Below are 23,829 nucleotides of genomic sequence, written 5' to 3'. Positions count from 1 at the left end.
ACCTTACGTTACTGATTCAATAAACCAGGAAGTTCAACCTTTATCATCTCTTTAGAAGGTGTTATCCCTAACAAGTGACAAGCCAACGGTGCCAAGTTTAACTGTTTGACCACCTGATCATAATCATCAGGTCGTACTTTGTCTGAAATCACGAGAAGAGGAACATCCCTAACATCATTCAATGTTCCACCGTGGTCACCGTCATCGTTCATGCCATGATCGGCCGTAATGATAATTTGATAACCGTTTTCTATCCAAAGAGGTAAGATATTAGCTAGTATAATATCCGCACGAATGGCTGATCCTCTGTACTCTTTAGAGTCTGCTGTAAATTTATGTCCCGTATCGTCAATGTTCATAGAGTGAACATATAAAAAATCAGGTTGATATGTTTCCATTAAATAATGTGCGTCTGCAAATAAATGAGAGTCAGGATAGTGATCTTCTGAATAAAAAATACCATGTTGAATGGCTCTATTCTCGTCATTTTGAAAACGGTCGGTTAATTGTACAAATGGTGCTTTGTTGTAAAGTTCGCTTACCCAATAGTAGGAAGCTGTTGCGTTTGTTAATCCGTTCTTTTTTGTTAAATGAAACAAACTTTCTTCTTTTGATAAACGAACCGTCTGATTCGTTAATATGCCATTTTTATGAGGTAGAGTACCAGTAAGCAAGACCTCATATAGAGGTCTCGACATACTTGGCACTTCAGATTTAACAAGATAACGAGCAGCTATTTTCTGTTCGACTAAGTGACCTAGATAGCCCATCTGTTCAACGGCTGTTTTATATTGAAGGCCATCTAACATGATAAACGCTAGTTTATTTGACATTGATGAGAACCTTCTCTTGCCACATTTGTGGTAGTGATTTCATCGTTTCATCCCACTTTTTCATATCTTTAACGGGTTTTGCATTTTTGTACATATCTTCTGGAAGTAACTTGCTTTTAGCATCTGCTGGGATTTCTACGTTTTCTCGTATCGGTCGTGCATAACCTCGTGCCAGATTAGCTTGTCCTTCGTCAGAGAGAATAAATTCTCTTGTTAACTTAGCAGCATTAGGATGTTTTGCGTCCTTATTGATGATGGTTGTATAACCACTCACAACAGAAACATCATTTGGAATCGTTACTTCAAAACGATTTTTATCAATTTGATCACGGTATCCTAGAGAATTGAAATCCCATAAGATCGCAACGTCTACCTCTCCTTTTTCTAAGTTCGCAACTGTAACATCAGAAACAGAGAGTCTGTTATCTTTCGCAAGTTTAGCGAAATACTTAATTCCAGGTTTAATATCTTTTTCATCTCCGCCATTTGCCATAGCAGCCGCTAGAACAGCAAATTGTGCCTGATTAGCCTTCATAACGTCTCCGACCGCGACCTTATAGTTTCCTTTTTCTAGGTCAGCCCAAGACTTAGGGGGATTCTTAACACGGTCTTTATCCGTGATAAATGAGATGGTACCTTGGTAACTTGCAGCCCAATGACCCTCTTTATCTTTTGCCCATTTAGGGATGTCATCCCAATTTTCGGTCTTATAAGGTTGTGTCAATCCTTTTTCTTTTGCAAGTGGTCCGAATGATAGACCAACGTCTCCAATATCCGGTCCACCTGGTCCAGCTGATTCAAATTTCGCTAACTCCTCAGCACTAGACATGTCAGTGTCTTTATGATTAATCCCGTATTTTGTTTTGATATCTTTCCATGTTTCAATCCAGTTTGCCCATGAATCAGGCATACCCACACTGTCCACTTGACCTTCTTCTTTCGCCTTTTTAGTGATCTGTTCTAAACTTAAATTTTGATTTTCTTGAGTCTTGTCTTTATTATCATTACTCTGACCACAGCCTGCTAAAAGTGAAATGGATAGCAAACTTGCAATCGATGTTTTTGCAAAGTTGTTCAGTTTCATTTTGGGACCCTCCGTGTTGTTTTTGTGTTTGAATGATGTTGCATTTGACAATTTGATTCTACAAAACAAACGTAAAAACCAAATTAATAAGAAGTAACGATTTTGTAAATTTGTATATCAGAATTGTAAATGTAATGAATAGTATTACAACTTGAAGAAATATGTTGGGAACAATGAATAATGATTGAGGAATACTAATAAATTTGAAATGATTGGAATCCAATGATGGTTTATAGTTAATATAAGAAATGATCAGTTAATTTATATTGACTGGAGGAATAGTATGGAGTTCTCAATACCAGACAATCTTAAGAAATACTATTGGTATCTGTTCCCGATTGTCATGATCTTGATGGTTATTAATGAAGTTTTATATGGACAAGAACTTCAATACTATGAATTATCTGAAATGGAAGACATCGGGCGACTACTTTTTGTATTATTAGTAAAAGCGTTCGAAAGTGCTCTAATTACCATTTTGTTAATAGGGACATATATGAAGTTGAAATCAATGTATAAAAATAATAAGAGACATTGAGGTTAAAATGAGCGAAAACAAAGAACACTGGAAACCACTTTCGGTCGACAAAATCCAAGAAATATTCAGCCCGATTCCTATCCAATGGTGGATTGCTGGTGGCTGAGCATTGGATTTGTATCTCGAAAGAATTACACGAGAACATGATGATATCGATGTTGTTATTTTGAGATCGCAACATCTCCTTTTACAGAGATATTTGGCAAGTAACTGGGAAGGGTATAAAGCATTCAAAGGAAAATTAACCCTTGGAACATAAACGAAAAGCTAGAAGCTCATTTTGATAATCTCTGGTTTAAGAAAAACGGAGAGTCTAGCTGGGCTTTTCAAGTGATGATCCTAGATTCAGAGAATGATTATTGGATTTACAAACGAAATGGTACAATAAGAAGAAAGCTAACGGATATTGACTTGAAAACTTCTGCAGGAGTTCCATACATAAAACCAGAAATTCAACTTTTATATAAAGGTGGAAGTTCGGTGATCCGAGAAAAAGACATGGTAGACTTAGAAAATGTCTTGCCACTATTAAAGGATACAAGTCGAGAATGGCTAAGGAAATCAATAATGATTCAATACCCAAAAGGACATCCGTGGATTGAACGAATTAATGTGTACATAGAAAGCTTGCAATATATGAGACGAGAGTAAGGGTGGTGTATCGCTTCCCTTATTTTCTTTTTCTATAGTAAAAAATTCAGTAAAAAGGTGAATTCCTATGAGTAAAATCGTCATTTTAGCAGAAAAACCATCCCAAGCTAAGGCTTATTCAGATGCCTTTACAATAAAAAAGAAAGATAAAACGTTCATCGAATTAAACCCATGCAGCATTTTTCCAAATGGGGCAACGATTACATGGGGTATCGGGCATTTAGTTGAACTGAAACAACCTAAAGAATATAAATCAGAGTGGGGAACGTGGCGCTTGTCTTCTTTACCAATCTTACCTGAACGTTATGAATTCAAGGTCGCAACGGGAAAGTATGAACAGTTTAATGCAGTAAAACGCTTATTTAAAGAAGCGGACATCATCATTAACGGATGTGATGTGGATCGTGAAGGTTCGAACATTTTTTATTCCATCTACCATATGACAGGTGTGAGAGGGAAAACCATCAAACGACTGTGGATTAACTCTCTAGAAGTGGATGAGATTCGTAAAGGATTCTCTAATCTACATAATAACGAGAAAGATCTGTTGCTATATGCTGAAGCCAAAACTCGTCAGATCTCGGATTGGCTCGTTGGCATGAACGGAAGTCGGCTTTATACGCTGCTTTTACAGCAAAAAGGATTCACGGATAGCTTAAGCATTGGTAGGGTGCAGTCGCCAACAACCTACTTGATCTACCAGAGGCACCTCGAGATCGAGAATTTTGTGCCGAAACCTTTTTATGAGATTGAAGGGAACTTTACGGCCGCAAACGGAAAGTATAGAGGCAAAGCGAAAATTAAAAGTGAAAAACAAGAAGAAGTCCAACAGCTGCTAGAAAAGCACAAGATTACCGGCAAAGATACGGGTATTATTAAAGCTGTTTCAAAAAAGAAGATGCGAATCAAATCTCCAAAGTTGCACGCGCTCTCTACGTTGCAGGCAACAGCGAACAGAAGATGGAAGTATAGTCCGAAGAAGGTTCTCGATACGGTTCAGAAATTGTACGATAAGAAAATCCTATCGTATCCGAGAACAGATACCCAATACATTACTGAAAATGAGTTTGCTTATCTAACTGCTAACCTTGAGTCCTATCAAAATTTGATAGAAAATCGTTTTACTATAGCTTCAAAACGACCTAGTAAAAGATATGTAGACGGATCGAAGGTTCAAGAACACTATGCAATCATTCCAACAAAACAGGTTCCAACTTCTGCGAAGATTCAAGGATTATCGATAGAAGAGAAGAACATTTACTTTGAAGTGTTGAACACAACTCTTGCGATGTTTCATCACGATTACGTATATGAAGAGACAAAAGTAACAACGAGCGTGAATGGACTAGACTTTGAATCAGTAGGAAGAACAGAGATCAACAAAGGATGGAAAGAACTTTTTAACTATGGTTCAAAGGACAAAGAAAACCCAAATGCTAAGAAAGATGAAAACGCAGCACAAGCTCTTCCTATACTTGAAAAAGGTGAGCAAGTGGAGAGTATCGTCAAAATGAAAGAAGGAATGACTACACCACCGAAACCTTATACAGAAGGTCAACTCATCTCGATGATGAAAACGTGTGGTAAGTCGGTTGAGAATGAAGAAGAAATGGAAATTTTGAAAGAAGTAGAAGGTTTAGGTACTGAGGCAACGCGAAGTGGAATCATTGAAACCATTAAAAAGCACCAATACATTGAAGTGAAGAGGAACATTGTACACATAACCGAAAAAGGGAAAATTCTGTGTCAGTCCATAGAAGGCAATCTGCTTTCCAGTCCATCTATGACCGCTAAATGGGAAACCTATTTGAAGAAAATCGGAAACGGAGATGGGACACCTCAAGCTTTTTTGGGAAGTATCGCAAAGTTTCTCAATAAATTAATTGAAGAAGTACCTGGTCAATTGAATGCTGCACCTATCCAGCAGAGTATTGATGGGGCTAAAAGTGCGAGTAAGAAACCGATTGCTACTTGTCCACGGTGTAAAAAAGGAATGATCAGCGTAAGTCGTTCCTATTATCGCTGCTCAGAACATGCTAATGGCTGCAAACAAACTTTTCCAGGGAAATTACTTGGTAAGACGATTACCGAAAAACAAGTGAAAGATCTGTGTACGAAGGGTAAAACTAGTCTTATTAAAGGCTTTAAACCGAAAGCGAAAGAAAAGAAAAAGTTTAGTGCAATGCTCATTTTAAAGGAAGATTTCACGATTGGATTTGAGTTTGCTAATCACTCATTCGTGAAAAAATAAAAGTATGATTTGTATGAGAATATTATAATTTAGTATTAGTGAATTAAAGGAGGTATGAGTAAATCATGGAAACATGGGTGACGATTTTAACATTTGTTATACTCGTTCTTTCTTTTATGGTTATGTATCTCTCTGTAAAACACAAAAGTAAAAAGAATATTCTACTATTGCTACTTGGTATGTTTATAGCTGCTTTTCCACTAGCTTATGCGCTTTATGATGATTACAATAACGAATATATTGGCGCAAATATTGGACTTGGTCTTGCCTTTCTTCTAACTTGGGGTATTACAGGTATTATACTCTTGGTAGCCATGATAAAGCTAATTCGTGCCCGTCGTTCTTGAATGTAGTTTAATGAGCAAATACGAAAAGACTCGTCCTATCTTGGAGAGTCTTTTACTATTTAATGCCGATTTTTCGTAAATTAAATCTTTTTTGGAAAACAGTTGACATTTCTGGTACTCAGTCATACAATGTAGAGGTAATAAGTAATACTAAATAGTAATCGTGACTTTGACTCTATTTTTTTAAAACGGTACTAAGTCATACTTATTATAGGTCATATGAAATAAAGGAGGCTCCTGACATCGAAAATTTAACAGAAATGCTAAAAGGTTCTCTTGAAGGCTGTGTGTTAGAAATAATCAGTCGTCATGAAACCTATGGCTATGAAATTACACGACGCTTAAACGATCTAGGATTTACAGAAGTGGTGGAGGGTACGGTATACACGATCCTCGTACGGTTAGAAAAAAAGAAATTAGTAGACATCGTCAAGAAGCCATCAGATATGGGACCACCTCGGAAGTTTTACACGCTCAATGAAGCGGGCAGACAAGAACTTAAATCATTTTGGAGAAAATGGGATTTCGTATCTTCAAAGATTAATGGATTGAAATCACAGTAAGCACATAAAGTGTTTCGGTGGCGTTATAAATGGAAGGGATAAAAAGGAGGAAGGAAATATGTTGGAATGGATTAAAAAGATGATTGGTGATAAGAAAGAATACAAAATGATGATGGCGCGTGTTGAAGCTCTTCCGGAGGATTATCAGTTTGTATTTAAAAAGATTCAAACGTATATGTGGAACTTTTCATCTGGAAACGGGATAGATATGCTACACATCCAGTATGAGTTGATTGATTTGTTTGAAGCAGGAGCAGCAGAAGGGAGACCCGTGCTAGACATTACAGGGGAAGACGTGGCATCTTTTGCAGATGAACTCGTAGCAAACGCCAAGACCTATTTTGCTAAATATCGTGAAGGTTTGAACCAAAGTATTAAGAAGGAATTAGGAAAAGAGTATTATTTATGGCTGAATAGAATGTAGAGGGAACTATTCAGTTATTTTTTTACTCAGTACTAAGTAACACTTATTATCGGCGGTGCTAAATAGTGAAATTGAGGAGGAAAAACATGAATCAAACAACGATTTCTATAAAACGCTTGAAAAAGTCTTTCAAAGATAAGGAAGTCTTAAAAGGAGTAGATTTAGAGGTGAATAGGGGAGAAATCTTCGCTTTGTTAGGATCAAATGGAGCGGGGAAGACGACGATCGTCAACATTCTTTCTACATTGATGAAAGCGGATGAAGGGGAAGCGCTAATCTGCGGATTTGATGTCAATCGCCAACCCGATGGAGTCCGTCAAAGCATTAGTTTAACAGGGCAGTTTGCAGCTTTAGACGAAATGCTTACAGGGCGGGAAAACCTAATGATGATCGCTAAATTAAGAGGTGTTAACAATCCAGGTGAGGTCGCAGATCATTTACTTGCAAGATTCAGCTTATCGGAAGCCGCGAATAAACGCAGTGACCAATATTCAGGTGGGATGAAACGAAGGCTTGACATTGCCATGAGTCTAATTGGAGCACCAGACGTCATTTTTCTTGACGAACCAACAACAGGACTTGATCCTGAAGCACGTATTGAAGTTTGGAGTACTGTAAAAGAACTTGCGAATGGTGGTACGACCATATTATTGACCACACAATACTTGGAAGAAGCCGAGCAGCTCGCGGACAGTATCGCGATTTTACATGGTGGAGTAATCATTAAGACCGGCACGCTGCAAGAACTGAAAGAGATGTTTCCGAAAGCTATAGTGGAGTACGTTGAAAAGCAGCCATCGCTCGAGGATATTTTCCTCAACATCATCGGTAAAAAGGAGAGTGTGTAGATGAAAAGGATAACAGGAACTTTATTAGGGCGTTTAATGCGTAATATCATGCGAAGTCCGGATACGATTATCACGGTGGCTATTACACCGATTATGATGATGTTATTGTTTGTTTATGTATTCGGCGGTGCCATTGAGACTGGGACAGACAACTATGTGAATTACTTATTACCGGGAATTTTGCTGATGGCGATCGCATCAGGCGTGGCTTATACGTCTGTTCGACTGTTTACAGATGTGAAGAGTGGATTAATGGCTCGTTTTATAACCATGCCAATCAAACGATCATCCGTATTGTGGGCACATGTTTTAACTTCACTTGTTTCAAATGCACTTACGATCTTGATTGTTATTTTAGTCGCCTTGCTGATGGGTTTTCGTTCTAACGCAGGACTTCTAGATTGGCTTTCTGTAGCGGGGATACTTGGTCTATTTACACTAGCGCTTACATGGCTCGCTGTCATACCTGGTTTAACAGCAAGTTCAATGGAAGGAGCTACCGCTTATTCGTACCCGCTCGTATTCCTACCCTTTATCAGTTCAGCATTCGTTCCTACCGAAACAATGCCAAAGATCGTGCGTATCTTTGCGGAAAATCAACCCGTAACATCTATTGTGAACGCGATTCGTGCTCTATTGTATGAGGGACCAGTTGGAAATGATATTTGGATGGCGCTTACTTGGTGTATCGGAATTATGGTGGTTGCTTACTTCTTTGCTAGTAAAAAGTTTAAACGCCAGTTGGGTTAAATGAAGGGAACAAAAAAAGAGACAAAGCGAGATTTGCTTTGTCTCTTTCTTATTAATTTTTAAAAGGAAGGTCATCTTCAGAAGAGGATTGATAGCCATCTCCTATGATATAGATGCTTTGGTTATCAGGAGCAGAAACTTTGGTATATAAAACATTCTTCGGAGATAATACCGTGCTTGCTGTACCCGCTTTTATAATATTAGAACTCGATCCTAATGTTGGAGAGTATTGATAATAAGTCGTGTCTGTATCAATTTCAAGGTGAAGGTGCGGCCCCGTTGAATACAAACCTGTATTTCCATAGTTACCTAATCGCGTATCCTTTGTAACACTTTGTCCTTTAGACACAGCAATTGAAGCTAAGTGATTATAACGGAACACAAGATCTTTCGTTGCTCCTGTTGAATGGATGTATGCTGCAGGATATTTCACAATGACGGTGTTTCCTAAAACGTTATCGTAGCCTGTAGCTAAGACCTTCCCAGATCCACTTGCCCAAACCGCTCTGCTGCTGTTAGAAGAAGTTAAATCCCAACCATAGTGTTTAAAACCAAATTTCTTTTGATAGTTAGCGTTTAAATAGCCAGCGGTAATATAAGCGTTGTTGATTGGTTGAATCAACTTCTGCGCTGCAGACGCAAACGATGGAGCAACGAGCACGAGTGAAAAAACAAGCACTGTAAATAGACTTAAAAACTTTTTCATAATAACTCTCCTCCTCTTAATGTGTTCCAATATAATACAGAAAAGGAAATGTGTATATGAAATCAAGTGAGGTTGTTGAAAAATGATAATGTCTTACTATAGAAGTGAATGTGAATGTTCTATTTTTAGGAGTTTTTGTGTGTATCTATTTAACTAGATAAGTATCTTAAAATAGGATGGGACTCTTGAGTGACATAAGTTTCACTGGGGAGCTTTCATTTAAAGAAAGGTATTAGAGTAGTGCAATCGAATATATCTTATGAACCAAAACGAACATCGGAGGAATTGTTTGTGAAGATTAATAGAATTGATCATGTGAGTATAAACGTAAACAACCTTTCAGAAGCGAAAGCATTTTTCCTTGATATAGGTCTTGAAGTGAAGGCGGAATGGGGACTAGAAGGAGATCAGTTAGACAGGATTGTTGGACTAAAGAATGTTAGAACAGAATGTGTAGGACTAGGAATGCCAGATGGACAGGCTTGGTTAGAGCTAGTTAAATATAATTCACCAACTGATGTTTCCGCTCCTCAACAACCCTCACCAAATACACTAGGTATTCGACATATCTGCTTTGCAGTTAAGGATCTTGAGGCTATTGTTGCCATTTTGAAAGAGAAAGGCATAGAGATTTTTAGTGAGATTGAGCAATATGAAAACAGCTACAGACTTTGCTATGTTCGTGGTCCAGAGGGGATTATTCTAGAGTTAGCGGAGAAAATCGTGTAATTTAAAAGACCAGACTAATAATCTGGTCTATTACAGCTCGTTAGATTAGGGTTTATTCCAAGTTACGATTAAGAAAAAAACAGTGATTATCACGATTAATCCAGATAAGGTTAGCGTCAAAATACTAGCCGTTTTCCATTTCCCTTTACTAGAGAAAAGTGTTAAGATCCAGGCAATAATATAGCCCCAAAGTGCAAACCATGCATAAGAAGCTGCAAAGAATTCAATATATTTTCCAAGCCAAGTTGGAATCAAACTCACGATAAAAATGATTATTGCAAATAACCCCATGTACTTTTTCATAAGTGGTTGCACCTCTGTTTATGGTATATGTTACTAAATTACCATATAATGTATGTTGGTGGTGAGAAATTTACTGTCTTTCAAGAATTAATTTGCCTTAGAGTAAAATTTAGTCAAATAGTAGTAAGCAACGAAAGGTTTCTCATGGTAAAATAAGGTACATTATCAAGCGAGAGGAAATCTACTTATGTCATATGTTATTCAATTTGTTTTCGCAGTTATCGTGTTTCTTGTTTCAACGTTTTCAGCATGGTATGAAGGAAGTGAATTAAGAGATACACAGTGGGAATGGAAGTACTCGGCTATTTTTTCAAAATGGAAACATGGAACGGTAACCAACGTCTCTGAGATATCAGGATTTGATCATTTCATTTATGCTGCAAAATTTAAACCTCTATTTCCAATACTCATGACAATCAGTTTACTTTATATCCTTGTAATACTTGCTACATGGCTTTTAAGAAATCACACAAACAAACTGAGCTTGTTTTTCATGATACTCGGTCTTACATTATTTGTGGCTAGTTCGTTAACGTTTAGATCTCCGACTGTGGGACTGGTATGGTTTACTTGGCTGTTTCTGTTAACTGGAATATCCAGTAGCATGGTTGCATTAAAATTGAGGATGAAATTCACCTCTAATAATCAAGAGGTATATTAAACATAAATAAACATGAAATGGATGCATTTCCCCAACAAGAGGAAGTGCATTTTTTATTATAGATTAGAGAACTAATTAATTTGGCTTTGCCATTTAATTGATGGAAAATATAGTTAGGTTAGCAAATAATATCAAAAATTCAGTTTCTCCTTCTATTATGATAATAGTGAGGTGAGCAAGATGTACAGTGAAGTCACGAAGGAGACCATTCGTTACATTGAGGAACATTTGCAAGATGACTGGTTCCTCGAACATTATGCCAATGAGGTGGGTTATTCAAAATTTCATTTATCGCGGATTTTTAAAAAAGAAACGGGTCAAACGATCAGTGATTATATTCGGAAGCGTCGGTTAGCGATAGCGGCGATGTACCTTCTCTATTCGGATGAGTCCATTATACACATCGCATTTTCATTACAGTTTCAATCACAAGAAGCGTTTACACGTTCATTTAAAGAACTGTACAACATGCCACCTGGAAAGTATCGAAAACTGATGAGAACCATTAGTGGGATGGAGGAAAATGAAATGAGCCAAACAACGACAGTAAAAGGATGGATGTTAAGCGGTTCGCATCCTGGTGATTATCGCATGGAAACGGATGATAAAGTATTCCATACGGGGACTAAATCAGGCCTGCTATATGCGACCGGGGATATGGATGAAGGTCAATTTGGTACGATGATGCAGAGTGTTGCGGCCGACCGATTCAGAGGAAAAAGAATGAAGATGTCTTGTTATTTAAAAACAGAAGAAGTTACAAAATGTGGTGCTTGGTTTCGTATCGATAATCAATCAGGGGATGTTGTTCAATTTGATAATATGGATAACCGCTCGATTACGGGAACTTCCGATTGGAACTATTATAAAGTGGTACTAGATGTTCCTGCGGAAAGTGCTTCGATGCATTTCGGAGTGCTGCTAGCGGGACAAGGGAAAGTATGGGCAGATGGGTTTAAGTTTGAAGAAGTAGATGAATCCGAACCTACAACGAATATGATGGGTTCTGAAAACTTACCGGAAGAACCTCTAAATCTTGGTTTCGATGAATAACTTTGAAAAGACTCGTCATAGACGAGTCTTTTCTTAATCATCTTTCTTTATTATCTTCCAAAACTCTTTAGCAATCGCCTCATATCCTTTTACATTTAAATGGTTATCCTCAGGATTAGGCATATACTTCTCAAATTTAGAATCAATGGCTTGAGCTGTCGTGACGTATCGATCACCGTTTTCAATAGCTCTAGTTTCGATCTCATGATTTAAAGAATCTGAAAGAGGAACAAGGAAATTTTGAACTTCATCTGGGTAATAAGAAAAAGGATTGTAATAGCCCATAACATACACTTTTGCATGGGGATTTAGTTCGTTGATCGTTTCAAGAATCACATCTAAATTCGAACTCGCTGTATCAATGCCTTGTTGTGCAGTTGATGGATCGGCTAGAAGTCTTTGAAAGAGGTCGTTTGCTCCTATTGTGATTGTAATATGAGTAGCTTCACGGAGTTCTTTACGCACAGCAGAGTTGTTTTGAACATCCTGTTTCAGTTGTTCAGAGGTATAACCTGAGGTCGCGAAATTATCATAGTCTTTCATTGTGGTACTTTTTCGCTTAAACATATCTTTCAGCATATCTGGATAGCTCTCATCATAGCCACCATAAGGCGTCATTCCTGCGGCTATGGAATCACCTAACGCAACATATTCTACGTAATTCTGTTGAAAAGGCTGAGCCCATGCAGCTGGACTGTTTGAGAATAACATTCCGATTGTGATCAAACTTGCTACTCTTATCTTCAACTCCGATCCCTCTTTTCAATGATTTAATGGTTACCCTTTCATTTTAGGAGTAGTAAATGAAGCTTTCCTGTCATTCCGTGCTTTTAATGAACGGGTATGAAATGAGATGATAGGAGGTTTACTGAAAAGAAGAGCGAAGTATAACTTTATTGATCTATTCTAACAGAGTGATAGAGGTGGTTCAGTATGGAGTGGCTAAATCGAATGGAAAAAGCTTTGGACTACATGGAGAGCAATATGGAAGAACCCTTAAACATCGCCCAAATTGCAAAGATAGCATATTCTTCACCGTTCCATTTTCAACGAATGTTTTATATGATTTCGGGAATGACAGTAGCTGAGTATGTTCGTAAACGAAAGCTGACTTTAGCTGCTCAAGAACTTGCCATCTCTTCTTCAAAAGTAATAGATGTTGCAATGAAATATGGATACAAAACACCAGAATCGTTTTCCAAGGCATTTCGGAAGATTCATGGAATCCCACCATCTGAAGCTCGTCGATCTGGCGTTTCATTAAAAGCGTTCCCACGGATATCGTTCCAACTAACGATCTCTGGCGATCGTGAACTAGAATACATAATTGATGAAAAAGACTCGTTTATGATTTGTGGTAAAACAACAACGTTAACTTGTGGAGATGAAGGGCGAACACGGCAAGATTTTTGGGGAGAATGTATGCGAGACGGAACCCTTGATGAAATCACTCAAGATTCTAATCGTCACACCATACTGGGTATAACATGTAATTTTGATGAGGAATTCACCTATATGATTGGGAAAAGAAGTGAAGCAGAACATATAACTGAGCATTGGACTAGTATAGAAATTCCTTCTGCTACTTGGGCAGTATTTTCATGTTACGGAACAATTTCGGAGGCAGTACAAAAAGGGTTTCATCAAGTGTATCATGAATGGTTTCCTGCAACTGACTATCAGCATGCAGGTTTACCAGAAATCGAAATGTATGCTCAAGATATCTCAAAACCGAGTGGAAACAGAACAGAAATATGGATCCCTGTCGAGAAAAAGTAGAAACAAGTTCATGGCTCAGTTCACTGAGTAAATCATTCACCTTATTATAGATCCTTTCATATGATAATCTGCATCTATCTATAGAAAGGAAATATTATGGACAACCAACATAATTGCGTTTGTGACCTTATTCGTTGTTTTAAAATCGGACAAAACATTACAATTGTTACTAATAGAGGAACACAAATTTTATTAACTTTTTTGGAAGTTAGAGATAATTGCGTATTTGGAACAGATCCTGTTGGGAGGCCGATCGTTCTAGATTGTGATTGTATTATCGGTGTTGAACTTTCTCCGACAATAGGATGTGGTATAGATATCTTATCAGCTGCCGTTATTGTGTGTAATGATACGATTAATGGTAAAGTAACTTGCAATGGTATTCCCGTATCAGGAGCCGTTGTAACGTTTCAATCAACACCATCGATTCTAACATTTTCGCCAAATCCAATTGTTACCGACTCGTTTGGTAACTTTAGTGTTGAAGTAGATGTTCCAGTGGGTACGCCTGAAACAGACGTTGTAATTTCAGCTTCTACTGTAGTAAACGGTAGAACGATTTCCACAACGGATACGTCGATGGTAATGTGTCCTTCAGCACTATGTACATTGGAACTTTTCTCCTCTGGAACACCTTTTAACTGTACAGGAAGTGTATTTGGAGTTGTAACTTGTGGAGGTCAGCCAATTGAAGGAGTTACGGTTATCTTTAGTAGTAGCAACCCAGATTTTACGTTGAATCCTGCCACAGACATTTCTGATTCACAGGGAGACGTAGGTACGGGTGTTAATATAGCAGCTGGTACTGTCGATATTGAGTCAGCGGTCATAACCGCAACCGCTACGATTGGTGCACAAGTGTTGAATGCTTCCGTTACCGTAACAGGTTCCTGTCCAAGTAACTGTACCTTGACGCTTACTGCTGCGCCAGAGATTAATTGTACTGGAACCATTTCTGGTACGCTTACCTGCGGAGGAGTACCGCAAGCAGGAATACCAATCACATTTACACAATTCCCTGTAGGGGTAGCAACCATTCCACCGACGATTACTTTAGCAAATGGAACGTTTACAACGAATGTGACCGTTCCTGTAGGTACCGCACCGACATCAACAATCGTGACCGCTTCTGCTACTGTAGGAGGGCAAACAACGGCTGATTCTATTGATATTAATTTTAGTTGCCCAGAAGAAGAAGTATGTCCTTGTAAGTTCCAATTAGGCGTTGCTGGAACAGGCGCACCAGCCACAGCCAATATTGTGAACGGGGGAGTACCTTCTACTGTGTCAGGTACCATCAATGTCTCTGCGGTTCAATGTTATATTGCAGCACCAGGATGTAATCCTGCAGTAGATAACTTTAGCATTACATTTTCAGGTGGCAGCTTCACGTTTAACCTTATACAAGGAAGAAGAATTCGTATATCGTGTATAGGTGAAACAGGAGCCACACTTGAGGGAGAGGCAGTTGCCTCTGGTAATTCGACGTTGCAAGGTCTATTTGATGTATTCATAGGATACACACAATCAGGCAACACGGCTACTTGGAACATTTTGGCCACTAATACAGCAGGAGATTCATTCAGTACAACCTTTACTTCTGCAGTTACTCCACAAACAGACATTGGAGGTTGTGGAACGCAATTTTAATGGATATAGGTGAATAGTGTATTCTCACCTATAGGATTAATTAAAATTAAACTAATACGAATTTACGAATCGATATGACACAAATTAATTGAACGACAAACACCAACCCCAGGGTACTGCTCCTGGGGATTTTTTTATATTAATAGATTAAAGTGCTTTAACCTGGCATGAGCGGTGAGAAAAAGTATTATCAAATGCTCTTAATTCACGCTATACAGCTTTATAGTTTTATCCAGAGAGTTTTAAAATGGTTTGTTAATTAAGCGGAGTTCTAATTGATTATGTTATTATTAGGAACATTCAATGCATTAAAGCGCAATAATGCTTTAGAATCTAATGGTTTATGTTAGAGGTATAATAAGGGGAAATCAGAGTATCTCCAAGATTAATGATTAAAAATTTTCTTCTAACTTTAGATAAATTTCATAAAGGGAGGAATGTTTTTTGAAAGATAAGAAGTTGAACTTAACAGATGAAATCAATCACTTTGAATCTGAAAACGCTCATATCCTTATTGTTTTTAACCAAGTTGATCATTATGTTCACATGGCTGCAGATTATTTGAGCGAGGAATTAAATAAAGGTACACAGGTACTCCTCGTCGAAAACGACAGGATTTACCCTAAGATTTTAAAAAGGTTAAAAAAATCAGTATCTGATCAAAATCTCTTAAATCTAAAGCGAGAGAATACGTTTGATTTTTACTATGAACAAGAAAGTTTTAATCCTGATTCCATTTATAACCATTTTCAAGATAAAGTACGTCCTCATGTAGAAAAGGGTGAACGTATTGTGACTTGGGGTCATGTTGAATGGGGTAAAGACTTATCGAACAAAGATTTGATCACTTATGAAAGAAGAATTGATCAATTACTAAAAACCATGAGTGTTATCTCAATTTGTGCTTATGATGAAGATCGATTGAGTCATAAAACATTAGAGAGTTTGGCTTCAATACATGATATATACATAAGAGAAAATAAGATTGTAAAACCTTAGAGAAAAACAGAATAACATCTACGACTAACCTTATTTATGAGGTTGGTCTTTTTATTGAGATAAAAAATATTATATGTCACTTCTATATTCATTTGGACACCTATGTTAAGTCAGTTTGATCTATTTTAATCATAATATAAATTGAGGTTAATATCTTATTATGACGGGTAATTTGAGTATGGTTTATTGGGAGGGTTCTTTATGACTTCTAAGAAACGAAGAGATAAAGGTATTCATAAAGGTGAGAGTCATTCAAAAGAATTCTTACAATCGCACATTGATTCGAAGCCTTATATTCTTAATGGTGGAGGAACTCCCCTCATTCAAGAAGGAAGATTAAAAGATAGACCTATTAAAGCCGAGATCGGAAGTTTATTTTTAGATATTAGCACCAATACATTCTATCGATTTACTGGTCTCTTTTGGGATCCGCTTATTCCAAGCGCAATCTCTAATCAGATCAAAGAGATGCAGGAAAATATTGCTGAAGATTCATGTTGTTGTCCTACGATTATACAAGGTTTGACGGGTCCGACTGGTCCTACAGGTCCAGCAGGCGGACCCACAGGCCCTACAGGTCCTACAGGTCCAACAGGACCTCCTGGAATTCAAGGTCCACAAGGGCCGATCGGTGCTACCGGCCCGATAGGTGAACAAGGAGCTACAGGTCCGATTGGATTAACAGGACCAACAGGCCCTCAAGGTTTCATCGGCCCTCAAGGTCTACAAGGACCAACAGGAGATTTAGGCCCGACAGGAGATCCTGGTCCGACAGGGCCAGTAGGTTTACAAGGACCAACAGGAGATTTAGGCCCGACAGGAGATCCTGGTCCAACAGGACCTGTAGGATTACAAGGGCCAACAGGAGATTTAGGCCCGACAGGAGATCCTGGCCCGACTGGACCTCTCGGTCACACCGGTCCGATAGGTGTGCAAGGTCCAACCGGACAGCAGGGGCCTCAAGGTGAGCAAGGTTTGATCGGTCCTCAAGGGCAACAAGGTCCGACCGGACCTCAAGGAATTGCAGGGCCCACTGGCCCAACAGGAGAATTGGGTCCACAAGGAGCCACTGGTCCCCAGGGTGCGACCGGTGCACTTGGTCCGACCGGACCTACAGGATCACCAGGAATTGGTATCACTGGCCCGACAGGACCTGCTGGTGTAAACGGAGCTGAAGGGGCAACAGGTCCAACAGGTCCAACCGGTCCCGCAGGAGGACCGACTGGTCCAACCGGTCCGACCGGTCCTTCAGGCGGGCCCCCTGGTCCAACTGGAGACACGGGTCCGACCGGTCCGATCGGTCCGACCGGTCCAACTGGATCAGGAGAGACTGGACCGACTGGCCCTCAAGGTCTTTCAGGTCCGACAGGTCCACAAGGAGCGACCGGTGCACAAGGTCCGACAGGTGCGATAGGACCGCAAGGGGCAACAGGAGCGCTCGGTCCACAAGGACCAACCGGTGTAACCGGCCCAACAGGCGCCATCGGTCCGACAGGGCTAACAGGCCCAACAGGAGAAACAGGTCCAACCGGCCCCATCGGACAGCAAGGCCCAACAGGAGCTCTTGGTCCGACGGGTCCTTTGGGTCCACAAGGTCCGACAGGTGATAGGGGTCCGACAGGAGATCCAGGTCCGACGGGTCCTTTGGGTCCACAAGGTCCGACAGGTGATAGGGGTCCGACAGGAGATCCAGGTCCGACGGGTCCACAAGGTGCACAAGGGCCAACAGGAGACAGAGGCCCGACAGGAGACCTCGGTCCAACGGGCCCAACAGGTCCAACCGGCCCTCAAGGCGCACAAGGTCCGATCGGCCAACAAGGGGCTACCGGTCCAACCGGTGCTCAAGGTCCAACAGGTCCAACCGGTCCGACGGGTCCAACAGGACCGACTGGCCCAACCGGGGCGACAGGTTCTACCGGTCCAGTCGCTACTACATCAACAAAACCTATAACCTTTACAGGTGCAAACAATGGATTTCAACGTTTAGCGGGTTCTCCAGGAGCATTGTCTCAAGCGATACCTTATGTCACTGCAGGTTCAGGATCTGTTGTTGCTTTTACAGCTTCATTAAACTCTAATAATATCTCTATTGGAGCGTATATCTTTGAAATCTGTTTTGATGTTATCAACAATGCAGTGGTACCTGCCGCTGGTAACATAATCTCGAGAGTCACGTTAAACATAACTGCCGCTACAGGGGGAACCGTCATATTTTCGATACGACCAACTGATATAGGAGCGCAGCCAATCTTTGTTTCTAATGGAAGTCCCTATGTGGTAGGTCCAGGTTCAGTTAGTTGGACGACTGTCACTCCTGGTAATGTTGTGTCTAGAACAGATGCTATTTCATTGTACGCAAATCCTATAGCAGCTAACAGTGCCGCATACACAGTTTTTCTTAACACCAATATCTAGGAGGTTGTTATGTGTACTATTAGTCTCTGTATGATCGTAAGAAATGAAGAACACACACTAAAACAATGTCTTAAATCAGTCTATAAACTTTGTGATGAGATAATAGTTGTAGATACAGGTTCAACAGACGACACAAAGAAGGTTGCGAGCTCATTTACTCCACTTGTTTATGACTTTCAGTGGATCGATGATTTTTCAGCTGCACGTAACTTTGCATTTGCTCAAGCCACGAGTGATTACATCTTGTGGCTTGATGCGGATGACGTTTTATTAAAAGCAGACCAAGATAAGTTAGCAAGGTTAAAAGAAGAGTTATTAGAAAATGTTGATGCTGTGACAATGATCTATCACTATGCGTTTGATGAGTTTGGAAATGTAACAACGAGTCTCAGACGTAACCGACTCGTCAAACGAGATAAAAACTTTCGATGGGTCGGTCCCGTTCATGAGTATTTAGGTGTGAACGGTCAAATCATAAACTCAGATATTGTGGTAACACATACGAGGAAACACGCTCATTCTGGGAGGAATCTAGCTATCTTTGAGAACAGGGAGAAGCGAGGAGAGTCTTTCTCTCCTCGTGATCTTTACTATTTTGGTAACGAGTTGATGGACAATCAACATTTTGATAAAGCGTTGAAGATTTATGAAAGGTTCATAGAAGAAAAAAAGGGTTGGAGTGAAGATATCATTTCTGCGTGTTACCGATTGAGTGAGATATACATGATAAAAGAAGAATATGACAAGGCATGTACATTCGCTATGCACTCGTTCGAGTATGACTTGCCTCGTGCAGAGATATGCTGTCGATTAGGTTCTATATTCTTAAAGCAAAAGAACTATGGACAAGCTTGCTATTGGTTTAAGCTTGCTACCGAATTGGATAAGCCTATCGATCATTTAGGTTTTTTACAAGAAGCCTGTTGGACTTGGTTTCCTCATCTTCAGTTGTGTATATGTTATTACCATGTTGGAGAGTTTGAAAAGTCTTATAAACATAATGAACAAGCTCTTAAATACCGACCTACCGATGAACACATGCTTTATAACAGGAAGCTTCTACAACAAAAGAAAAGAGTGGAGGTGAAGATTTGAGAATCGTACATGTTGCGCCTGATTTTTACCCAGTGCCGCCTCTTAACTATGGTGGCATCGAGCGCATGATATACGCTTTAGTCGAAGAGAGTGTAAAAAGGGGGCACGAAGTTTATTTATACGCGAGAGAAGGAAGCGCGACAAGTGCTCAGCTGATTCCATATCATCACGAACCAGGTAGACCTGAACATATAGCAACGTTTGTTAAACAAACGCTTCCTCAAAAAGTAGATATCATCCATGATCACACCCATCTCTCCGTGATCGGAAAATTGAAACTGACTGTACCTACTGTTTGTACCATCCATGACAGTTTGAAAAATGATGTGGAACATCCTGTCTATCTTAGTAAGCGAGCACTCGAACATGTCGGAAAGGGTAAGGGATATTACGTGTATAATGGTATCGACCTAAACGAGTATCCCTTTCAAAAAGAAAAGGAAGACTATCTCCTTTTTCTTGGCGTGATCAGCGCTCATAAAGGTATCCACCATGCATTAGAGATAGCTGAAAAGACAAAGAGACGAATGAAGATAGCAGGTCCTGTTTTTAACACGGAGTACTTCTTGAACGAAGTGGAACCTCGAATCAATAAGCTACCTCATGTCGAATATGTTGGAGAAGTTGGAGGAGAGTATCGACTGAAGCTCTTGAGAGAAGCGGAATGTCTTGTCTTTCCTACGTCATGGGAAGAACCTTTCGGGCTCGTGATGGTGGAAGCGATGGCCTGTGGTACTCCAGTGATTGCGCTTGATAACGGAGCTGTTTCTGAAGTGATGAACGGTTATCCTTCACAGATCTGTAAGAACACTGATGAGATGATCACGCATCTGCCCGTTCGTTCTGACGCATCTGGTTTGAGAGAATACGTATCAAAATATTTTACAGTAGGGCACATGACAGAGAATTATCTCTCTCTTTATAAAGAAGTCATTCAACAATCTGAGAATCAAAAGGATGATGAAAGAATAACGGAACACCTCCTACCGGCCGCTAACTATTTTAAAAGCACTAAGGAATTTGATCAAGCCATCACTCTGTATGAAAGACTATTAAAATCAAATCATGTAGTGCCGGACGTAAAAGTTTTTATCTGTAATGAAATGGCTGATATCTATCATCAACGTGCAGAAGGTGAGAAAGAAAGGGAGTATGGTTACCGCTCTTTTCAGTATGATAAACCACGTGCAGAGATCTGTTGTCGACTCGGTTATGGTTTCTTACAAGATAACAAGTTAGATCAAGCTGTATTTTGGTATACACGTGCAACAGAACTAGCGTTACCAAAAAAGAAAGGCATGCTGCATTATGAAGCATGTTGGACATGGCTACCTCATGTCCAACTGTGTGTTTGTTATTACCGATTAGGATCCTATGAAAAAGCGTATCATCATAACGAAGAAGCGAGAAAACATAACCCTGATTATGCAAATCTTTCTACGAATAAAGAATTATTAGAAAACGTTTTAAACATCCACAATGATCATACTGCTGTACAGATTGAGTTAAAAAACGATAATCAGGAATCTTTTCTAATGAACCTTCATCTTCCAGGGTTTATCGAAGAAACCCTTCAGAATAATGGGAACTGGGAACCTTTCATGATGAAAACTCTAAAAAAATATCTGAAAGATGGAGGTATCTTTTTGGATGTTGGGGCTAATATCGGCTATCATGCACTACATGCTGCTAGTCTTGATTCGAACATAGATTGTATATGTTTCGAACCCCATCCCGAAATATTTGAGCAACTTCAACAAAACATCGAGATAAATGCTTTTTCAAATGTTAGTGCTCATCAGTTAGCTGTAGGGAATTCTGTTGGGCATATCAACTTTCATATGCAAAACCGTAATAACTACAACAGAGGGATGTCAGCCATTGACTATTATGATGGGATAGGAACAGACTATACGCCTGTTCAAGTTCCAACAACTACGCTTGATGCGTTTTTAGATTTAGAAACGAAATCCAAAGTAAAGCTCATAAAGATCGATACACAAGGACATGAATATCAAGTCATCGAAGGTGCGCTTGATCTTATTAATAAATCGCGACCCGTTATCACTCTTGAACACCATAATAATGATAAAAAGAGTATTCAAGATATATCAAAGCTCCTTCCAAGCTATGAAATCTATAAAGTGAACTTTTGGAATGGTAAAATAGCACGTTATGAAGAAGAAAGTTCAGAAGAATTTATGGACGATTACGTTTTTGTACCTCTCCAGTTAAAGGATAGGATTTGTTAGATATTTAACTAATGTCAAAATAATAGACGATACAAAAACGACTTTCTTACAAGAGTCGTTTTTTGTTTGCCAAGAGGGGGAATCTTAGAAGCCTTCTTTTATACCATTTGTTGGGTCAAATAATTCTTGATATGGGACAAGAGACAAAGCACAATCGGTAAAAAACGATATTGGGGTTTATCCCCATTGAAATATATAATCGTGGCAGGACACTTTGTTCAAGATGAAAATCAGAATGAAATGTTATGTAAGTAAAGCCTAACTTCAAATGAAGTTAGGCTATTGGTTTTTAGCCAATTCTTTTTTTATCTTGTGGAGTCTTACGGATTTTTTTGTCAGCAAATAATCCGTCTAATAGACTTAAGAAATTACGCATAAAAGACACCCCATATCCTTGTAATGCATGATATAGAGAAGTTTTGCTCTCTATGTAGTAGATTATGAGAGAAGTACTCTATATGATTGGACACTATGGAACAAAAGGCGTTTGTGTGTTACCTTTCTATGAAATTTTTTAGAAGACTCTAGTAAATATACAAACCATTTCATAGATTCCACATATGATGAATAATAGGGGTGATGAAAATGGTGAAAATCTTTATCGATCCGGGTCATGGAGGAACTGATCCGGGAGGGGTTGGCAATAACCTCACAGAAAAAGCACTGACCTTAAAAATAGGAATACGAATCAGAGATATTTTACTTGCAGAGTATAACAATGTTTCAATCCTAATGAGCAGAACGTCTGATGTAACAAAGTCATTAACAGAACGAACAGATGCTGCAAACGCATGGGGAGCTGATTTTTTCTTATCCGTTCACACGAATGCTGGCGGTGGAACAGGATATGAAGATTACATCTATCCAGGTTCTACAGCACCAACAACAACGTATCAAGCTCATTTACATGCCGAAATTTTGAAAGTTGTAAATTTCAGTGATCGTGGACAGAAGACAGCGAACTTTCATGTATTGCGTGAATCGAATATGCCTGCACTATTAACAGAGAATGGTTTCATAGATAATGTAAATGATGCGAGTAAGTTGAAAACGACATCATTTATTGAGAGTATTGCGCGTGGACACGTTAATGGGATCGTGAAATGCATTAACCTTCCTAAAAAAGCAACTTATCATACAGTGGTGAGTGGAGATACGGTCTATGCTCTTAGTCAGCAATATGGAAGTACCGTGGAGCAGATCAAAACATGGAACAACCTTGATAATAACTATAGCATCTATCCGGGTCAGGTTTTACGAGTAAAATAATAATAGATAGCGCCATGCATTTCTTTGCTTTCAAGAAGTGTATTTTTTTTGCAGTTTTGTATCTAGTAAGAAGGATTTAAGAGGTCATTAAGGAATTAGTTTTACCATACTAATGCAAAAGGTGATGTTTATGAACAAGAACGAATACGAATGGGTGAAAGAAAATAGAGAAACTCTTTTAAATTTTTGTAGAAGAATGGATGCTAAGGATTTTACTAGTGAATTGGGGTTCGGTTGGGAGAGTGTGCGTGATACTCTTGTTCATGTCGCGAACTGTTATCATGCTTGGTTGGGCTCCTATGTGCTTTTAAAAACAAAAAATCCGATCACACCAAAAGATATGCTTCCAACAATGGGCATTGAGGAAATCATAGAACTCTTTGATCAAGCGGATACGTATGTAAATGATGTTCTCCAATCATTCGCAACGAAAATGGAGGTTGCTATTGAACAAACGATTCCTTGGAGAGAGTCTAATGAAATCATTTCCTTAACTCCACAAAAGCTTATCGTGCATGTTGTTACCCACGAATATCATCACAAAGGACAAATCATGGCGATGATAAGACAAATGGGATACGAACCACCGAATACAGATGTATTGGGGACGAGAGATTGAATACATATGA

At 39.2% G+C, this 23,829-nt stretch carries 24 protein-coding genes; 19 read left to right on the top strand and 5 right to left on the bottom strand.

Annotation, left to right across the window (positions count from 1 at the left end; translation table 11 throughout):
* Positions 1–8 precede the first annotated feature (8 nt).
* Positions 9–833 (bottom strand): alkaline phosphatase family protein, encoded by an 825-nt coding sequence (locus ABE65_RS12670; RefSeq protein ID WP_066395464.1) that lies wholly within the window; start codon positions 831–833, stop codon positions 9–11.
* Positions 823–1,917 (bottom strand): ABC transporter substrate-binding protein, encoded by a 1,095-nt coding sequence (locus tag ABE65_RS12665; protein ID WP_066395462.1) that lies wholly within the window; start codon positions 1,915–1,917, stop codon positions 823–825. Before ABE65_RS12665 ends, ABE65_RS12670 begins: the two co-directional genes overlap by 11 nt.
* A 283-nt stretch (positions 1,918–2,200) precedes the next feature.
* On the opposite strand from ABE65_RS12665, the gene ABE65_RS12660 reads away from it, so the two are divergent.
* The 8 genes from ABE65_RS12660 to ABE65_RS12625 all read left to right on the top strand — a co-directional run bounded on the left by ABE65_RS12660 (position 2,201) and on the right by ABE65_RS12625 (position 8,289).
* On the top strand, positions 2,201–2,455 hold the full coding sequence (locus ABE65_RS12660) for a hypothetical protein (RefSeq protein WP_066395459.1): 255 nt from the start codon (positions 2,201–2,203) through the stop codon (positions 2,453–2,455).
* Between the two features lie 330 nt (positions 2,456–2,785).
* Positions 2,786–3,106 (top strand): hypothetical protein, encoded by a 321-nt coding sequence (locus ABE65_RS21560; RefSeq protein WP_156499177.1) that lies wholly within the window; start codon positions 2,786–2,788, stop codon positions 3,104–3,106.
* A 67-nt stretch (positions 3,107–3,173) separates the two neighbouring features.
* On the top strand, positions 3,174–5,357 hold the full coding sequence (locus ABE65_RS12650) for a type IA DNA topoisomerase (protein WP_066395456.1): 2,184 nt from the start codon (positions 3,174–3,176) through the stop codon (positions 5,355–5,357).
* Positions 5,358–5,422: 65 nt separating this feature from the next.
* Positions 5,423–5,704: a hypothetical protein gene (locus ABE65_RS12645; protein ID WP_066395454.1), complete on the top strand. Its 282-nt coding sequence runs from the start codon at positions 5,423–5,425 to the stop codon at positions 5,702–5,704.
* Between the two features lie 242 nt (positions 5,705–5,946).
* Positions 5,947–6,267 carry a PadR family transcriptional regulator gene (locus tag ABE65_RS12640; RefSeq protein ID WP_066395452.1) on the top strand — a complete coding sequence of 107 codons (321 nt, stop codon included), beginning with the start codon at positions 5,947–5,949 and terminating at the stop codon, positions 6,265–6,267.
* Positions 6,268–6,325: 58 nt separating this feature from the next.
* Positions 6,326–6,691 carry a DUF1048 domain-containing protein gene (locus ABE65_RS12635; protein WP_066395449.1) on the top strand — a complete coding sequence of 122 codons (366 nt, stop codon included), beginning with the start codon at positions 6,326–6,328 and terminating at the stop codon, positions 6,689–6,691.
* An 86-nt stretch (positions 6,692–6,777) separates the two neighbouring features.
* Entirely contained in the window at positions 6,778–7,539 is a 762-nt protein-coding gene (locus ABE65_RS12630; RefSeq protein WP_066395446.1) for an ABC transporter ATP-binding protein, read from the top strand.
* The gene (locus tag ABE65_RS12625; protein WP_066395443.1) at positions 7,540–8,289 is read left to right on the top strand and encodes an ABC transporter permease; all 750 of its coding nucleotides are present in this window, start codon (positions 7,540–7,542) and stop codon (positions 8,287–8,289) included.
* A 52-nt stretch (positions 8,290–8,341) separates the two neighbouring features.
* On the opposite strand, the gene ABE65_RS12620 is transcribed toward ABE65_RS12625, so the two are convergent.
* Positions 8,342–8,995, bottom strand: coding sequence for a M23 family metallopeptidase (locus ABE65_RS12620; RefSeq protein WP_066395440.1), 654 nt, complete (start codon positions 8,993–8,995; stop codon positions 8,342–8,344).
* Positions 8,996–9,286: 291 nt separating this feature from the next.
* On the opposite strand from ABE65_RS12620, the gene ABE65_RS12615 reads away from it, so the two are divergent.
* The gene (locus ABE65_RS12615; RefSeq protein WP_066395437.1) at positions 9,287–9,724 is read left to right on the top strand and encodes a VOC family protein; all 438 of its coding nucleotides are present in this window, start codon (positions 9,287–9,289) and stop codon (positions 9,722–9,724) included.
* Between the two features lie 45 nt (positions 9,725–9,769).
* Here ABE65_RS12615 and ABE65_RS12610 read toward each other — a convergent pair whose 3' ends face one another.
* On the bottom strand, positions 9,770–10,027 hold the full coding sequence (locus ABE65_RS12610; protein ID WP_066395434.1) for a hypothetical protein: 258 nt from the start codon (positions 10,025–10,027) through the stop codon (positions 9,770–9,772).
* 187 nt (positions 10,028–10,214) lie between these two features.
* On the opposite strand from ABE65_RS12610, the gene ABE65_RS12605 reads away from it, so the two are divergent.
* Both ABE65_RS12605 and ABE65_RS12600 read left to right on the top strand, forming a co-directional pair.
* The gene (locus ABE65_RS12605) at positions 10,215–10,688 is read left to right on the top strand and encodes a YjdJ family protein (protein WP_066395431.1); all 474 of its coding nucleotides are present in this window, start codon (positions 10,215–10,217) and stop codon (positions 10,686–10,688) included.
* A gap of 180 nt (positions 10,689–10,868) precedes the next feature.
* Positions 10,869–11,741, top strand: a complete 873-nt coding sequence (locus ABE65_RS12600) for a helix-turn-helix transcriptional regulator (RefSeq protein WP_066395429.1) — start codon at positions 10,869–10,871, stop codon at positions 11,739–11,741.
* Between the two features lie 33 nt (positions 11,742–11,774).
* Here the strand turns inward: ABE65_RS12600 and ABE65_RS12595 are convergent, their stop codons facing one another.
* Positions 11,775–12,488: an SGNH/GDSL hydrolase family protein gene (locus ABE65_RS12595; RefSeq protein ID WP_066395427.1), complete on the bottom strand. Its 714-nt coding sequence runs from the start codon at positions 12,486–12,488 to the stop codon at positions 11,775–11,777.
* A 186-nt stretch (positions 12,489–12,674) separates the two neighbouring features.
* On the opposite strand from ABE65_RS12595, the gene ABE65_RS12590 reads away from it, so the two are divergent.
* From ABE65_RS12590 to ABE65_RS12555, 8 genes are all read left to right on the top strand, one after another.
* Positions 12,675–13,520, top strand: coding sequence for an AraC family transcriptional regulator (locus ABE65_RS12590; RefSeq protein ID WP_066395426.1), 846 nt, complete (start codon positions 12,675–12,677; stop codon positions 13,518–13,520).
* Positions 13,521–13,616: 96 nt separating this feature from the next.
* A complete protein-coding gene (locus tag ABE65_RS21555; RefSeq protein WP_082861421.1) occupies positions 13,617–15,170 on the top strand; it encodes a hypothetical protein in 1,554 nt (517 codons plus the stop codon).
* A gap of 444 nt (positions 15,171–15,614) precedes the next feature.
* Positions 15,615–16,169 (top strand): MEDS domain-containing protein, encoded by a 555-nt coding sequence (locus ABE65_RS12580; RefSeq protein WP_066395419.1) that lies wholly within the window; start codon positions 15,615–15,617, stop codon positions 16,167–16,169.
* 201 nt (positions 16,170–16,370) lie between these two features.
* The gene (locus ABE65_RS12575; protein ID WP_066395417.1) at positions 16,371–18,584 is read left to right on the top strand and encodes a collagen-like protein; all 2,214 of its coding nucleotides are present in this window, start codon (positions 16,371–16,373) and stop codon (positions 18,582–18,584) included.
* 9 nt (positions 18,585–18,593) lie between these two features.
* Positions 18,594–19,679 (top strand): glycosyltransferase, encoded by a 1,086-nt coding sequence (locus tag ABE65_RS12570; protein ID WP_066395415.1) that lies wholly within the window; start codon positions 18,594–18,596, stop codon positions 19,677–19,679.
* On the top strand, positions 19,676–21,931 hold the full coding sequence (locus ABE65_RS12565; protein ID WP_066395409.1) for an FkbM family methyltransferase: 2,256 nt from the start codon (positions 19,676–19,678) through the stop codon (positions 21,929–21,931). The genes ABE65_RS12570 and ABE65_RS12565 overlap by 4 nt, the downstream gene beginning before the upstream one ends.
* A gap of 585 nt (positions 21,932–22,516) precedes the next feature.
* Positions 22,517–23,200 carry an N-acetylmuramoyl-L-alanine amidase gene (locus ABE65_RS12560; RefSeq protein ID WP_066395407.1) on the top strand — a complete coding sequence of 228 codons (684 nt, stop codon included), beginning with the start codon at positions 22,517–22,519 and terminating at the stop codon, positions 23,198–23,200.
* Between the two features lie 130 nt (positions 23,201–23,330).
* Positions 23,331–23,819 (top strand): DinB family protein, encoded by a 489-nt coding sequence (locus tag ABE65_RS12555; protein ID WP_066395400.1) that lies wholly within the window; start codon positions 23,331–23,333, stop codon positions 23,817–23,819.
* Positions 23,820–23,829 lie beyond the last annotated feature (10 nt).

Origin of the sequence: Fictibacillus phosphorivorans, from assembly GCF_001629705.1 — a bacterium.
Classification (GTDB): Bacteria; Bacillota; Bacilli; order Bacillales; family Fictibacillaceae; genus Fictibacillus; species Fictibacillus phosphorivorans_A.
This window is presented reverse-complemented; position numbering and strand designations above follow the sequence as displayed.

Coding starts and splice junctions, on each gene's coding strand:
- ABE65_RS12670 (WP_066395464.1), bottom strand. CDS start 833: ATGTCAAATAAACTAGCGTTTATCATGTTAGATGGCCTTCAATATAAA.
- ABE65_RS12665 (WP_066395462.1), bottom strand. CDS start 1,917: ATGAAACTGAACAACTTTGCAAAAACATCGATTGCAAGTTTGCTATCC.
- ABE65_RS12660 (WP_066395459.1), top strand. CDS start 2,201: ATGGAGTTCTCAATACCAGACAATCTTAAGAAATACTATTGGTATCTG.
- ABE65_RS12650 (WP_066395456.1), top strand. CDS start 3,174: ATGAGTAAAATCGTCATTTTAGCAGAAAAACCATCCCAAGCTAAGGCT.
- ABE65_RS12645 (WP_066395454.1), top strand. CDS start 5,423: ATGGAAACATGGGTGACGATTTTAACATTTGTTATACTCGTTCTTTCT.
- ABE65_RS12635 (WP_066395449.1), top strand. CDS start 6,326: ATGTTGGAATGGATTAAAAAGATGATTGGTGATAAGAAAGAATACAAA.
- ABE65_RS12630 (WP_066395446.1), top strand. CDS start 6,778: ATGAATCAAACAACGATTTCTATAAAACGCTTGAAAAAGTCTTTCAAA.
- ABE65_RS12625 (WP_066395443.1), top strand. CDS start 7,540: ATGAAAAGGATAACAGGAACTTTATTAGGGCGTTTAATGCGTAATATC.
- ABE65_RS12620 (WP_066395440.1), bottom strand. CDS start 8,995: ATGAAAAAGTTTTTAAGTCTATTTACAGTGCTTGTTTTTTCACTCGTG.
- ABE65_RS12610 (WP_066395434.1), bottom strand. CDS start 10,027: ATGAAAAAGTACATGGGGTTATTTGCAATAATCATTTTTATCGTGAGT.
- ABE65_RS12605 (WP_066395431.1), top strand. CDS start 10,215: ATGTCATATGTTATTCAATTTGTTTTCGCAGTTATCGTGTTTCTTGTT.
- ABE65_RS12600 (WP_066395429.1), top strand. CDS start 10,869: ATGTACAGTGAAGTCACGAAGGAGACCATTCGTTACATTGAGGAACAT.
- ABE65_RS12590 (WP_066395426.1), top strand. CDS start 12,675: ATGGAGTGGCTAAATCGAATGGAAAAAGCTTTGGACTACATGGAGAGC.
- ABE65_RS21555 (WP_082861421.1), top strand. CDS start 13,617: ATGGACAACCAACATAATTGCGTTTGTGACCTTATTCGTTGTTTTAAA.
- ABE65_RS12575 (WP_066395417.1), top strand. CDS start 16,371: ATGACTTCTAAGAAACGAAGAGATAAAGGTATTCATAAAGGTGAGAGT.
- ABE65_RS12570 (WP_066395415.1), top strand. CDS start 18,594: ATGTGTACTATTAGTCTCTGTATGATCGTAAGAAATGAAGAACACACA.
- ABE65_RS12560 (WP_066395407.1), top strand. CDS start 22,517: ATGGTGAAAATCTTTATCGATCCGGGTCATGGAGGAACTGATCCGGGA.
- ABE65_RS12555 (WP_066395400.1), top strand. CDS start 23,331: ATGAACAAGAACGAATACGAATGGGTGAAAGAAAATAGAGAAACTCTT.